Origin of the sequence: Variovorax paradoxus (assembly GCF_030815975.1) — a bacterium.
In the GTDB taxonomy this organism is placed as follows: domain Bacteria; phylum Pseudomonadota; class Gammaproteobacteria; order Burkholderiales; family Burkholderiaceae_C; genus Variovorax; species Variovorax paradoxus_N.
The window spans coordinates 377427-390721 of record NZ_JAUSXL010000002.1; the positions used below are offsets into that span (position 1 = coordinate 377427).

Annotated in this window: 15 protein-coding genes and 1 tRNA gene; 2 read left to right on the plus strand and 14 right to left on the minus strand. The window is 67.9% G+C overall.

Annotated features, from left to right (window positions below; all coding sequences use genetic code 11):
• Positions 1-16: 16 nt before the first annotated feature.
• The 4 genes from cpaB to QFZ47_RS05550 all read right to left on the minus strand — a co-directional run bounded on the left by cpaB (position 17) and on the right by QFZ47_RS05550 (position 2603).
• On the minus strand, positions 17-859 hold the full coding sequence (cpaB, locus tag QFZ47_RS05535) for a Flp pilus assembly protein CpaB (RefSeq protein ID WP_307654694.1): 843 nt from the start codon (positions 857-859) through the stop codon (positions 17-19).
• Positions 860-898: 39 nt separating this feature from the next.
• Complete coding sequence (locus QFZ47_RS05540) at positions 899-1483, minus strand: A24 family peptidase (protein ID WP_307654695.1); 585 nt, start codon at positions 1481-1483, stop codon at positions 899-901.
• Positions 1484-1493: 10 nt separating this feature from the next.
• Positions 1494-1640, minus strand: a complete 147-nt coding sequence (locus tag QFZ47_RS05545; protein ID WP_307654696.1) for a hypothetical protein — start codon at positions 1638-1640, stop codon at positions 1494-1496.
• Positions 1641-1895: 255 nt separating this feature from the next.
• Complete coding sequence (locus QFZ47_RS05550) at positions 1896-2603, minus strand: SDR family NAD(P)-dependent oxidoreductase (RefSeq protein ID WP_307654697.1); 708 nt, start codon at positions 2601-2603, stop codon at positions 1896-1898.
• Between the two features lie 139 nt (positions 2604-2742).
• On the opposite strand from QFZ47_RS05550, the gene QFZ47_RS05555 reads away from it, so the two are divergent.
• Positions 2743-2818: transfer RNA gene (locus QFZ47_RS05555), tRNA-Lys, on the plus strand.
• 55 nt (positions 2819-2873) lie between these two features.
• Here QFZ47_RS05555 and QFZ47_RS05560 read toward each other — a convergent pair.
• Positions 2874-3281, minus strand: a complete 408-nt coding sequence (locus QFZ47_RS05560) for a hypothetical protein (RefSeq protein WP_307654698.1) — start codon at positions 3279-3281, stop codon at positions 2874-2876.
• 423 nt (positions 3282-3704) lie between these two features.
• Between QFZ47_RS05560 and QFZ47_RS05565 the strand changes: the two genes are divergently transcribed.
• A complete protein-coding gene (locus tag QFZ47_RS05565) occupies positions 3705-4040 on the plus strand; it encodes a HigA family addiction module antitoxin (protein ID WP_307658890.1) in 336 nt (111 codons plus the stop codon).
• A gap of 187 nt (positions 4041-4227) precedes the next feature.
• On the opposite strand, the gene QFZ47_RS05570 is transcribed toward QFZ47_RS05565, so the two are convergent.
• From QFZ47_RS05570 to QFZ47_RS05610, 9 genes are all read right to left on the minus strand, one after another.
• Entirely contained in the window at positions 4228-4689 is a 462-nt protein-coding gene (locus QFZ47_RS05570; protein WP_307654699.1) for an acyl-CoA thioesterase, read from the minus strand.
• Complete coding sequence (locus QFZ47_RS05575) at positions 4689-5216, minus strand: MarR family winged helix-turn-helix transcriptional regulator (protein WP_370880626.1); 528 nt, start codon at positions 5214-5216, stop codon at positions 4689-4691. The genes QFZ47_RS05570 and QFZ47_RS05575 overlap by 1 nt, the downstream gene beginning before the upstream one ends.
• Positions 5217-5218: 2 nt before the next feature.
• Positions 5219-5995 (minus strand): SDR family NAD(P)-dependent oxidoreductase, encoded by a 777-nt coding sequence (locus QFZ47_RS05580; protein WP_307654701.1) that lies wholly within the window; start codon positions 5993-5995, stop codon positions 5219-5221.
• Between the two features lie 52 nt (positions 5996-6047).
• Complete coding sequence (locus tag QFZ47_RS05585) at positions 6048-6809, minus strand: SDR family NAD(P)-dependent oxidoreductase (protein WP_307654702.1); 762 nt, start codon at positions 6807-6809, stop codon at positions 6048-6050.
• Positions 6806-8410 (minus strand): ATP-dependent acyl-CoA ligase, encoded by a 1605-nt coding sequence (locus tag QFZ47_RS05590; protein WP_307654703.1) that lies wholly within the window; start codon positions 8408-8410, stop codon positions 6806-6808. The genes QFZ47_RS05585 and QFZ47_RS05590 overlap by 4 nt, the downstream gene beginning before the upstream one ends.
• Entirely contained in the window at positions 8400-9131 is a 732-nt protein-coding gene (locus QFZ47_RS05595; RefSeq protein WP_307654704.1) for an ABC transporter ATP-binding protein, read from the minus strand. The genes QFZ47_RS05590 and QFZ47_RS05595 overlap by 11 nt, the downstream gene beginning before the upstream one ends.
• Before the next feature lie 82 nt (positions 9132-9213).
• A complete protein-coding gene (locus QFZ47_RS05600) occupies positions 9214-11004 on the minus strand; it encodes a branched-chain amino acid ABC transporter ATP-binding protein/permease (RefSeq protein WP_307654705.1) in 1791 nt (596 codons plus the stop codon).
• Positions 11001-12056, minus strand: coding sequence for a branched-chain amino acid ABC transporter permease (locus QFZ47_RS05605; protein WP_307654706.1), 1056 nt, complete (start codon positions 12054-12056; stop codon positions 11001-11003). Before QFZ47_RS05605 ends, QFZ47_RS05600 begins: the two co-directional genes overlap by 4 nt.
• Before the next feature lie 43 nt (positions 12057-12099).
• Entirely contained in the window at positions 12100-13263 is a 1164-nt protein-coding gene (locus QFZ47_RS05610; protein ID WP_307654707.1) for an ABC transporter substrate-binding protein, read from the minus strand.
• Positions 13264-13295 lie beyond the last annotated feature (32 nt).

The following is a 13295-nucleotide window of genomic DNA, read 5'->3' on the forward strand; positions in this document are numbered from 1 at the left end:
CCTCCTGGAGGGATGATCAGAAGCAGTTGAGCGTGCGGGCTGCGTGCTGGATCACTTCCACGCACTCGGATTGCCGCAGCGCCACGGGGGCGGTACGCGGCACTCGCGCGGTGGCCGGCCGCGCAGCCACGGTGGTGGAGATCGGCAGGATTTCCTTCTCGCCGAACAACTGGCCCTTGGTGATTCCGGCGGTAGCAACCGTGGTCTTGTCCATCTGGTTGCGCAGCACCAGCGAGAGGGTTCCCACGCTGCGTGCCAGGTCGAGCTTTTCGGAGTCTTCGAGCGACAGCTCCAGCGTCACGGCGCTGACCACCTTCGGCTTGGTTTCGTCGCGGTTGGCCTCCTGCGCCACAGCCAGCACCAGTACCTTCTCAAGCACTGTCTTGCTGATCTGGCGGCCCTCCTCGCCACGGTTCTTGTCCTGCTGCGCGTTGACCATCACGTCGACGTAGTTGCCCGGCAGCGCGAAGCCCGCCACGCCGACCACGTCGTTGACGCGCACGGTCATGGCGCGCTTGCCGGTGGCAATGACCGCCGAGAGCCCGCCCTGGGTGCCGACCGGCGCGAGCTTGCCTTCCAGGATGGCCTCGCCGCGCAGCACGCCGACCTTGACCACGCGGTCTTCGAGTGTCTTGGCGTCCTTGAACGAGCCCGCCGGCAGCGAGCCGCTCGGCCAGTCGACCAGCGACAGCATCTGGGGGTTGACCCGGCTGCCCAGCTCGATGTCGACGGCGGCCACCACCACCTTGTTGGATGCGATCCCGCCCTGTCGGGAGACCCAGCCCGCCGCGTAGACCGCGGCCGCCAGGCCGGTCAGGAGGGCCAGCAGAAGCAGCCCGAGCGCCTTGATGTTTTTCATGCGAATCTCCGCCGTGGATGAAATGAAGAATGGGACGGGCTAGACAAAGCCCAACTGATGCGCGAGGACCTGTGCGATCGTCCCCACGCAAATGCAGACGCCGTAAGGCAGCTTTCCGACGGATTGCCGCGTGTCGATCGTTCCGCTCGGCCGCACCCCTGCAATGCCCGCGACGACGATGCCCTGTGCGGCATCCTTCACGTTGCACAGCATGTGGCCCAGGCGGCGCCGGTGAATGGCCACCGCCACGGCCGCGAAGCCGCCCGCGATGCAGGTGAACAGGATGGCCTGCAGCGTCTGGTAGGGGCCGAGAAAGGCGCCGACCATCGCCATCAGCTTGACGTCGCCCGCGCCCATGATCCCCAGCACATAGAACGGCAGCATGATCGCGAGGCCCGTGCCCAGGCCGCCCATGGCATTGAGCGCGCCCACCATCGGCGTGCGCGCCGCAAAGGTGCCGTAGATGACCGCGAAGACCATGCCGCCGAAGGTCAGCCAGTTGGGAATGCGGTAGAAGCGCGCGTCGCTGACCGCGGCCATCACCAGCAGCACGAAGAGCCCGCCCATGCGGAAGTCCGAGGCCAGCATCGCCAGCAGATCAAGGAAAGCGTTGAATTCCTGCATGGTGCGAGCCTCAGGCGCTGCGCCGCAGGGCGAGCAGCAGCAGCAGGCAGACGACCACCACCAGGGAGCCGATGAGCGCGAACTCCATGAACGACATGCCCGCGTCTTCGCGCAGCAGGTTCATGAAGCTTCTTGGCAGCAGGTTGAGCGGTTCCATGCGTGTTCCCCAGTGATGTGGCCGACTGGCACCGCTTCTTTCCCCTTGCCGGGCCGAAGCGTTGTGCCGTGGAGTCACTGTAGAAATCGCGCCGCATGCGCACATGAGCAGGGCGCCCCTTTTCCAGGGAGACAAGCGCCCCGCCCCCTTGGCCCGCAACCATGACAAAGCGCCTGCCTGGAAACGGCGCGCGTCGAAACGAAAAAAGGGCCCTGGCGTTGCCGCCAGGGCCCTTGTCGTTCGTCTTGCTTCAGCTCAGGTGTCGAGCGTCAGGTGCTGGCCATGCAGCGCCGCGGCCGCGGGCGACGCAAGAAAGCCGATCGTCTGCGCCGCGACGGAGGTCGACACCCAGTTGGCGGGATTGGCGTCCGGCATGGCCTGCCGATTGGCCGGCGTGTCGAGCACGCTGGGCGCCACGCTGTTGATGGCCACCCCATGCGGGGCGGCCTCGGCCGCCATGGCTTCGACCAGGCGCTGCAGCGCGCTCTTCGACGCGATGTACGCCGCCATGGCCGGCAGGCCGCGCGCCGCCACCTTGGCCGTCACCGCCACGATGCGGCCCGCGCCATGCTCGATCATCGAAGGCAGCACCGCCTGCGTCACCGCAACGAAGGACCAGGCATTGAGATTCATCATCCGGTCCCAGCTTGCCCGCGTGAGCGCGTGCGTGGCCTCGCCCATCTCGAAGCCGCCGGCAATGTGGACCAGCGCATCGATGCGGCCGAAGGCCTTGAGCGCCTGGCCCGCGAGCTCCGACATGTCGGCCGCCGAGGTCACGTCGCCCGCCAGCAGCAGGTGCTGCGAATTGTCCAGGCCCGGAAACACCTCGGCCAGTCGGCCCGCACGATGGTCGACCAGCGCCAGGCGCGCGCCCTGCTCGAGAAAATGCTGGGCCACCGCGCGGCCCAGCGCGCCCGCGGCCCCGGTGATCACAACATGCGGCATGGTGGATGTATCTGTCATGGAAGATCTCCTGATGAAGGGTCGTCGCCCCGTCGATGATGACGAATGCTAACGCCGCCGCGCACAAAATCGTTGAGCCCAGGAATTTTTACGCTATACTTGCGGTCTTGCCAAAAAACGCAAAACGTTTGATGCGCAAGGGCTCTTAGCTCAGTTGGTAGAGCAGCGGACTCTTAATCCGTAGGTCGAGTGTTCGAGTCACTCAGGGCCCACCAACCAACATCGCAGTAATGCTGAAAAGCCCGCTATCAATCAGGTAGCGGGCTTTTTTCATTGCCTGTCCAGCCAGGCCTCCACAAACTGCTCCAGGACTTCCCGCTTTTCCCTGACTTCCGCCAGCAGGTACTGCCGCGCATGCTCCTGCGCCAGTTCGTTCGACAAGAACCAGGCCTCGCGCGCCGGGTCTCCGTGCGGGGGCGGCGCGCCCCATGCTGCGGCGCCGTTGCCGAGAACGGCCTCCGTCACGGGCAGGTGCCCATCGGTGCGGCCCAGTTCCGACAGCGGATTGCGCGGACCGCCGAGTTCGACGCGGGCGTGGACGATGTCTCCGTCCACCTCGATGGATGCGCCCAGGCCGCCTTGCTGCTGCACCTGCCAGAGCTGTGCGGCGCTCGCATGGCGCACCCAGCTTTCCAATGCCCGCGCGAGGCTTTCGATGATGGCTTGCTTGTTGTCCATACGGCACTCACTCCTTCATGTTCGTATCGATGCTTTGAACCACTAACATTCGCCGACCTCGCGCATGCGCTGGTCGAGATCGAGATCGAGACCGAGATCGAATGATCAAGGCCGCGGTCCGATCGCGCAAGCGAAGGCTCCGGCGCCCTGCTTGGCTGCCACGCCAATGCCGATGCCAAGGCGCTGCGCAAGCGGTGTCCGGGCCTCGAGCGAAGAGAGCTTGGGAAGTGCGCTCCAAGCGTAGAGTGCGGCGTGAGGCTTGGCACGTCCGGATCAACCAGCAATGGCGGCTGATCTTCAAATGGGGCGATTCGGGCCCCTGCGAGGTCAGGATCGACGATCCGCACTGACCAGCGCTACGCCGGGAGGCGTTACTTCCCAGGCAAAAAAGGCCGGCTTTAAGTCGGCCAGAGGTAAATGGAGATGTTCAAGAATGGAATGCGCCCTGTACACCCGGGCGAAGTCCTCCGTGAAGACTATCTGAAGCCGATCGGGATGACGGCGAACGCGCTGGCCAAGGCGCTGCATGTGCCAGCCTCTCGCATCAATGACATCGTGCTCGAGCGACGAGGCATCACGCCCGACACCGCGCTTCGCCTCACCCGCTACTTCGGCGGCGAGGAAGCGGATGCGCAGGGCTGGATCAACCTGCAGGCCACCTACGACTTCAAGGTTGCACAGAAAGCGGTAGCGAAGATGATCGCCAAAGAAGTCCAGCCCCGCGCTGACGGCGATGACCGCTTCGCCGTGGTGGCTTGACGCGGCGAAGGCAGCCGGCCGCCAGTCGCCCAACCGCGGTAATGCATCAGCGGTAGTTCTTTCCGGCCATTGGCGCAACATGGATTGTTTCGCGCCGCGGCCCTCCGACAGGGAAAAAAGGGCACTCAGCGGCCGGCTCAAGCAACGGACGCGCGCATGGAGCGACGAGCCAGTGCCCTGATCCGCTTCAGCGAGTCCCGTGCATGCCGCGCAAAATGGCCGCGCGCAGGTCTTCTGGAATTTCCACGGCGCGATGGCTCTCGAGCGAGGTGGTCACGAGCACCTGCTTGACCTGCATGCGCAGCTCGCCGCTGGCGGGATCGAAGCAGCGCAGCACGAGCGTCATGGAGCGCGAGCCCAGCCGCTCCACCGCAAGGCCCAGCATGACGCGGTCGCCCATGCGGCTCACCGCGCGAAAGTCGGCCTCGAGCCGCACCGTCGGCAGGCCGATGCGCCTCTCGCCGACGAGCGCGTGGTAATCGACGCCGAGCCCTTCACTCACCCAGTCTTCCACCAGGCCGTTCAGCATGACGAAGTACTGCGGATAGAAGACGATGCCCGCAGGGTCGCAATCGGAAAAGCGGATCATCCGCGCGCGCTGGAACTCGGCCAGGGGCGCTTCGGTTTCGCCTGCGCTCGTCGTCGCCATCAGCCCTCCTCGCCCGAAGGCTCGCTGCGCATCACGTGCACGCGCAACTGGCCGAGTTGGGCATGCAGTTGCTTGACGGTCTTCATGTCGAGGCCGGAGAACATCTCAAGGATCCATTGCTCGTGCTCCTTGGCCATGGTCTCGAAGCTTGCACGGCCCTTGGGCGTGAGGCTCACGATCCATGAGCGGCGGTCGTCGGGGCTGTGGGCGCGCGCCACCACGCCGTCGCGCTCGAGCTCGTCGGTCAGGCCCGTGACGTTGCCTCCGGTCACCATCAGGTAGCGCGACAGCACGCGCATCTTCAGGCCTTCTTCATAGCGGTAGAGCTGGGCCATGTAGTCGAAGCGCGCCAGCGAAATGCCGAAACGCTCGCGCAGCCGGCGCCGGATCTCGGCCTCGATCTGCGTGGTGCTGGCAAGCATGCGCAGCCAGAGCCTGAGCATGGCGTGGTCTTCGCGGCCGGCGCGGGCCTCGTGGCCGAGCTCTTCGGCGTCGCTGAGCGCGGCATGCGAGGCGTCGTTGCGCATCATCACATCACCTCTCCGCCCGACACCGAGACCGACTGCCCCGTGACGGATGCGGCGCCGCTGCCGCAGAGCCAGCGCACCGCGTCGGCCACCTCGGCGGGCTGCACGATGCGGCGCTGCGGATTGGCGCTGGAGAACTCGGCCAGCGCATCGGCTTCGCTGCGGCCGGTCTTGCCCACCACATTGGCAACGCTCGCGCGCAGGATGTCGGTGTCGGTGTAGCCGGGACACACGGCGTTCACCGTGACTCCCTTGCGCGCCACCTCGAGCGCGAGCGAGCGCGTGAGCCCGACCACGCCATGCTTGGCCGCCGCATAGGCCGCGACGTAGGCGTAGCCCTTCTGGCCCGCGGTGCTGGCGATGTTGACGATGCGGCCCCAGCCGGCTTCGAGCATGTCGGGCAGTGCGGCCTGGGTGCACAGGAATGTGCCGGTGAGGTTCACCGACAGCATGCGCTGCCAGAGTTCGACCGAGGTCTTGAGAAACGGCGCGCTCTCGGCCGCGCCCGCGTTGTTGACGAGGATGGCGAACGGTCCGCGCTCGGCACGTGCGAGTGCGAAGGCCGACTGCACGGCCTGCGCGTCGGCCACGTCGGCCGCGGCAACGCCGTGGCCCTGGCCCGCGAGCGACGCGGTCACGCGCTGGAGCGTATCGAGATCGCGCCCGAGCAGCGTGAGCGTTGCGCCCTCGGCAGCCAGGGTGCGGGCGATCTCGGCGCCAATGCCGCGTGCAGCCCCGGTGACGAGGGCGTGGCGGCCGGTCAATGAATTTGCATGCATACCTGAATGATTTAGTTCTGAACTATTTTAGCGCGTGCGGCGCATCGCCTGCTCAGCGCATGAAACGGCCGCCGTTGAGGTCCAGGGTGGCGCCCGTCATGAAGGCTGCCTCGGGCGAAGCGAGGTAGACCACAGCGGCCGCCACCTCCTCGGGCCGGCCGAAGCGGCCCAGCGGAATGCTTGCCTTCAGTGCCTGCTGCCGCGCCGGGTCCAGTGCGTCCAGCGCGGGGCTGCGAACCGCCGCCGGCGCCACTGCATTCACCGTGACGCCGTGCGGCGCGAGTTCCTGCGCGAAGCCGCGCGTCAAGGCCAGCAACGCCGCCTTGCTGGCCGCATAGTGCACGCCGGTCGCGGCGCTGGGCTGCTGGCCCGCCAAGGATGCCAGGTTGACGATGCGCCCGGACCCGCGCCCGCGCATGTGCCGCCCTGCAATACGGCAGCCGAAGAAGCTGCCGCGCAGGTTGACGGCCAGAACGTCGTCCCACTCGTCGGGCGTGATGTCCCAGAGCGAAGTGAACGGTGTGCGCGCGGCATTGTTGACCAGCACGTGGATGGCGCCGAAATGGGCTGCTGCCTCTTCGAAGCAGCGCGCGAACGCCGGCTCGCTGCGCACGTCGAGTTCCATCGCGATGCAGTCCGCGCCGGTCGCGCGCAAGTCCGCGGCTGCGGATTTGGCGCTGTCCGCATCGATGTCCGCAAGCACCACGCGCGCACCCGCTTCGGCCAGTCCGCGCGCGATGGCGGTGCCCAGCCCCTGCCCCGCTCCGGTCACGAACGCGGCCTGTCCGGCAAGCGGTGGCAGCGCGGAAGTCATGCCGCCCTGGCAGGAGGACGCACGCCAGGCCGCCCGTCCCAGGTCTTTTCGCCGACGCCGCGCTCGCGCAGCTTGAACTTCTGTACCTTGCCGTTTTCGGTGCGCGGCAGGTCTTGCAGCACGTCGATGTAGCGCGGCACCGCAAAGTACGGCAGGCGGCTCTCGCAGAAGCGCGCCAGTTCGGCCGGGTCGATGCGCTGGCCCTCGCGCGGTACCAGCGCGGCCATCACCTCGTCCTCGGCCAGTTCGGACTGCACCGGGTACACGGCGCAGGAGGCCACGCAGGGGTGGCTCAGCAGCACCTGCTCGACCTCGAACGACGAAATGTTTTCGCCGCGCCTGCGGATGGCGTCCTTGATGCGGTCGACAAAGCGAAAGGCGCCATCGGCATCGCGCACCACGCGGTCGCCGGTGTGGAACCAGAGGTTGCGCCAGGCCTCGACCGTCTTCTCGGGCATGTTGAAGTAGCCGCTCGCAAAAGCATGAGGCTCGTCCGCGCGCAGCAGCAGTTCGCCGGCTTCGCCTGCGGGCAGTTCCACATCGCCTTCGTCGGCCACGCGCGACTGGAAGCCGGGACGCAGCCAGCCCATGACGCCGCCGCGCGACGAATCCGGTGCGGTAGCGATTGCGAAGTTGGTCTCGGTCGATCCGTAGCCCTCGAGCAGCGCCACGCCGGTGCGCGCCTTGAAGGCCTGTCCGGCCGCCGAGGGCACGCCCGGCCCGAGCCCGATGCGAACGCGGTGATCACGCTCGCCTTCGCCCTCGGGCTGGGCAAGCAGGATCGGCACCATCGCGCCAAGCAGGTAGACCACGGTCGTCCCGTTGGCGCGCATCGAGGGCCAGAAGCCCGAGGCCGAGAAGCGCGATTCGAACACCACCTCGGCGCCAGTCAGCGCGGCCTGCGCGAAGGTGTTGAGCGCGTTGATGTGAAAGAGCGGCAGCGTGGTGCACAGCACGTCGTCGCGGCCGACGCCGAGCACTTCGGCGCTGTTCACGCCCCACCAGAAATACTGCGCATGCGGGCAGACCACGCCCTTGGCCGGGCCTGTCGTGCCGGAGGTGTAGAGGATGGCGAGCGGGTCGCCGGGCTGCACCGGGGCCGGGGCCATGGGTGGCCCGCCGTCGGGATAGATCGAGACGCGAACGCCCGCGGGCGGCGCCCATGAAGCGGGCGCCTCGCCGACGACCCAGAGCTCGCGCAGAGACGTGCGCTGCAGATCGGCCGCCTCCAGGCGTTCGAGAAAACCCGCCTCGATCACCAGCAGCTTCGCCTCGCTGTTGGTCAGGAAGTATTCGATCTGCGGCCCCATCGATGCGGTGTTGATCGGCACCACCGACGCGCCGAGCCAGCCAGCGCCGAGAAAGGTTTCGAGAAACTCGATGCGGTTGCCGCACATCACCGCGATGCGGTCGCCGCGCGCCACGCCGGCCTCTGCCAGCGCGCCGGCACGCACCGCAGCCGCCTCGGCCGCGTCGCCATGCGTCCATTGCCGGCCCGCGATCCGCAGCAGCGGACGCCCGGCGAAGCGTTCCGACTGCCGCTGCAGCATCGCGGGCAGCGTGCGCTGGCCCGGCGGCAGCGCGCGCGCTTCACTCGTCATCGTGCGTGCCTCCGCCGAGGTAGGTGGCCTGCACCCGCGGATCGCTCGCCAGTTCGCCCGATGCGCCCGAGAGCGCGATCTCGCCGGTCTCCAGCACGTAGCCGTGGTCCGAGGTTTCGAGCGCGGCGCGCGCGTTCTGCTCCACCAGCAGGATCGAGACGCCGTCCTCGCGCAGCTTGCGCACGATCGAAAGAATGTCGCGCACGATCAGCGGCGCGAGGCCGAGGCTGGGCTCGTCGAGCATCAGCAGGCGCGGTGCGGACATCAAGGCGCGGCCCACTGCCAGCATCTGCCGCTCGCCGCCCGAGAGCGTGTCGGCACGCTGCGAGCGGCGCTCGGCCAGACGCGGAAAGCGGTCGTACACCGACTGCAGCCGCTTCTTCATCGCATCGCCGCGCAGCCGCTTGGCATAGGCGCCGAGCTGCAGGTTGTCGAGCACGGTGAGTTCGCCGAACAGCTCGCGCTTCTCGGGCACCAGGCACAGGCCGCGCTCCACGCGCGCCTCCACGTCCAGACCCTGCAGGTCCTCGCCCTCGAAGCGCAGGGTGCCCTTGCAGGGCAGCAGTCCCATGGCGGCCGCCAGCAGCGTGGTCTTGCCCGCGCCATTGGGGCCGATCACCGAGATGATCTGGCCCGGCTGCAGATCGAGCGACACGCCGCGCACCGCCTCGACCTGCCCGTAGGACACATGCAAGTCGCCAATCTCCAGCATCGCGGTCATTTCGTCACCCCCAGGCTTGTCACTTCGTGTACTTCGCGCACCCCCTCCAGGGGGCCCGCGCCTTCGGGCGGCCGTGCGGCGCTCATACAACACTCCCCAGGTAAGCTGCCTGCACGCGCTCGTCGGCGCGCACCGCCGACGGCACGCCCTCCACGAGCTTGGAGCCGAAATTCATCACCACCAGACGGTCCACCAGTTTCATCACGAAGTCCATGTCGTGCTCGACGATGAGGATGGTCACGCCCTCCTCGCGCAATTTGCGCAGCAGGTCGCCGAGCGCCATCTTTTCCTTGCGGCGCAGGCCGGCCGCGGGCTCGTCGAGCACCAGCAGCACCGGGTCGGCGGCCAGCGCGCGCGCGATTTCCAGGATGCGCTGCGTGCCCAGCGGCAGGCTGCCTGCGAGCTCGTGCGCGCGGTCGCCCAGGCCGATGCGGTCGAGCTGGCGCTGCGCCACCTGCAGGATCTGCATCTCTTCCCTGCGGTCGAGCCGCAGGCCTGCCTTCAGGATGCCCGAGCGCGTACGCGAATGCGCGCCCAGCGCCACGTTGTCGAGCAGGCTCATGTGCGGCCGCAGCTTCACGTGCTGGAAGGTGCGCGCCAGACCCAGCCGCGCCACCTGCCGCTGCGGCATGCCGGCAATGTCGTGGTCGAGAAAGCGCACCTGGCCCGAGGTCATCGGCAGCGTGCAGGTCAGCAGGTTGAACATGGTCGACTTGCCCGCGCCGTTGGGCCCGATCAGGCCGACGATCTCGCCCGCGTTCACCTCGAAGCTCACGTCGTTGACCGCCACCAGCCCGCCGAAGCGCTTGACCGCGCCCTTCACCGACAGCACCTGCGTACCGCGCTGTGGCAGCTGGCGGTGCGGCAGCGGATCGACTGCTGGCGCTTCGTGGCGCGAAGCAGCGCCTTGCGTGCCGGCGCGGCGGCGCGTCCAGCGCCGCAGCAAACCCATGAGGCCTCCGCGCGCGAAGTGCAGCAGCAGGATGAAGAGCGTCGCGAAGGCCACGGCCTCCAGCTGCCCTGCACGCTGCGTGAGCATCGGCAACACGTCCTGCAGGCCGTTCTTCAGCACCAGCACCAGCGCGGCCCCCACCAGCGCGCCCGCCAGCTGCCCGAGCCCGCCGGCCACCGCCATCAGCAGGTACTCGATGCTGGCGCGCACGTCGAAGGGCGACGGGCTCACGAAGCGGTTCATGTGCGCATAGAGCCAGCCCGCCAGCCCAGCAAAGAGAGCCGCCGTGACGAACAGCGTGAGCCGTACGCGGTAGGCGTCCGCCCCCACGCTCGCGAGCAGCGTGGCACCGCCGCGCAAGCCGCGAATCGCGCGCCCCGGCCGCGACTGCAGCAGGTTGTGGCTGAACAGGCAGGTCAGCCCGACCACCGCCCAGATCAGGTAGTACATCGAACGCGGATCGGCCAGCGACCAGCCCGCGATGCGCAGCGCCGGAATGTTCGACAGGCCCGTGTGGCGCCCGAGCGCATCGACGTTGCCGAACAGCATCGCAATCGACAGGCCCCAGGCGATGGTGCTCAGCGGCAGGAAGTGCCCGCCCAGCCGCAGCGTGAGCATGCCGATGGCCAGCGCCGACAGCCCCGTGAGCAGCAGCGCGAACAAGAGGCCGATCCATGGCGACAGGCCCTGCGTGGTGGTGAGCCAGGCCGTGGCATACGCCGCGATGCCCACGAAGGCCGCCTGCCCGAAAGACGTGGCGCCGCCCACGCCGGTGAGCAGCACCAGCCCGAGCGCCACCAGCGCACCGATGCCGATGTCGTTGAGCAGCGAGACCGTGAAGCTGCCCGCCACCGCCGGCACCAAGGCCAGCACGGCGACCACCGCGGCGATCCACATCATGCGTTTGCGGCTGCCGTTCATTGCTCCACCTCGTCTTCTTCCTCTTCGGAGTGCGCGGCCATGAACGACCGCAGCATGAGCACCGGGATCAGCAGGCTGAACACGATCACGTCCTTCAGCGCTCCGCTCCAGAACGAGGCAAAGCTCTCCACCACGCCGACCGCGAGCGCGCCCACGGCTGTCATCGGGTAGCTCACGAGCCCGCCGATGATCGCGGCCACGAAGGCCTTCAGGCCAATGATGAAGCCCGAGTCGTAATACATGGTGGTCACCGGCGCGATCAGCACGCCGATGAGCCCGGCCAGCAGCGAGGCGCAGCCATAGGCCAGCAGCGCCGTGCGCACCGGCCGGATGCCGACCAGCCGCGCGCCCACCCGGTTCACGGCCGTGGCGCGCAACGCCTTGCCCGCCACCGTGCGCTCGAACACCAGGAAGAACAGGCCGCTCAGCACGATGGCCGCGCCCACCATCAGCACCACCTGGCCACTGACCGTGAAGCCGTCGCCCAGCGTGAACACGGCGCTGGTGAGCGGCGTGGTGCGCGAGCCTTCGGGGCCGAAGAACAGGAGGCCCAGGCCCGACAGCAGGAAGTGCAGCGCCAGCGACACGATCAGCAGCACCAGCACCGAGGCATCCGCGATCGGCTGGAACACCACCCGCGCGAGCAACGGCGCAATGGGCACCACCAGCAGCACCGCTACGGCAATGTGCACCGCCACCGGCACGCCGGGCCGCGCCGCCAGCCATGCCAGCAGGCATGGGATGGCGGGCAGCACGCCCCACATCAGCAGCGCCTTGGGAACACGTGCGGACTCGCCGCGCCGCAGCAGGCTGCCGATTTCCGTCGCCAGGGCGAGCGCCGCGAGCACCGCGACCATGCCGATGGTCGGCGGCACGCGGCCGGTCTCGAAGGCCGCGAGCGACAGCGCCGCGAAGGCCGCGATGTCGCCGAACGGCACGAACACCACCCGCGTGACGGAAAAAATCAAGACCAGCCCGAGCCCGGCCAGCAGATAGACGGCACCGTTGGCCAGGCCATCGGTGACGAGAATCAGCGCCACGTCCCATGTCATAGAAAAGCCTCTCGGGGAATCATCGTCATCGGCATGAGGCGGTTCAAGGTGCGAGCTTCCATTGGCCGTTGTCGAGCTTGACGATCACGCGGGCGCGCTCGTCCACGCCGTAGAGGCTGCCGGGCTTGAAGCTGTAGACGCCGTGCGTGCCCACCACTTCCTTCGTGCTGAAGATGGCATCGCGCAGCGCGACGCGGAATTCCGCCGTGCCTGGCTCGGCCTTCTTCATTGCGCGCGAGGCGGCATCGGCAAACACCAGCCAGCCGTCGAAGGAATAGGCCGAGAACGCATCGCCGGTGGGTGCGTTGTTGACCTTCTGGAATACGGCGCGGAAATCGGTCGCGATCTTCTTCGTCGGATGATCGTCCGGCAGCTGCTCGGCCACGATCACCGGGCCGGTGGGCATCAGCGCGTTCTGCCCCGAGGCGGCGACCACGCGCACGAAGTCCGGATTGATCAGCCCGTGCTGGCCGTACACGCCGCCCTTGTAGCCGCGCTCCTGCAGCGCAAGGAACGGCAGCGCGCCCGGCGTGCCGGCGCCGCCGGTCATGACCGCGTCGGGCCTGAGCGCGACGATCTTCAGCACCTGCCCCGTCACCGAAGCATCGGCGCGCGCATAGCGCTCGTTGCTCACCACCTTGATGCCGGCCTCGGGCGCGGCCTTCATCAGTGCGTTGTAGACCAGGTCGCCCCACGCATCGGTGAAGCCGATGTAGCCCACGGTCTTGACATTGTTGCGCTTCATGCGCTCGACCACCGCGTCGATCATCAGCTGCGTGGGCTGCGCCACCGTCATGACCCACGGGTTCTCGCTCGCGTCGAGCAGGATGGGGGTGAGGCCGATCATCGGCACCTTGGCTTCCTTGCCCACCTGCGCCATGGCAATGGCGGCCGGCACGCCCGAAGTGCCCATCAGCACATCGACCTTGTCCTCCTCGATCAGCTTGCGCGCATTGCGCCCGGCGGTGGTCGGATCGGAGCCGTCGTCCAGCACGATGAGCTGTACCTTGCGGCCGTTGACTTCCGGCTTGTAGGCCAGCGCGGCCTGCATGCCCTTGGCGTAGGGCACGCCCAGCGAGGAGTTCGGCCCCGAGAGCGACACGCTCAGCCCGACCTTGAGGTCGGCCGCGAACGCGCTCGCAACACCACAGGCGGTCAGCGCCGCGGCGAGTGCGCCGCGCGTCAAGGTCAGCATCAGGCTCTTCATGTCGTAGCTCCGGTGAGGATGGATGGAATGAA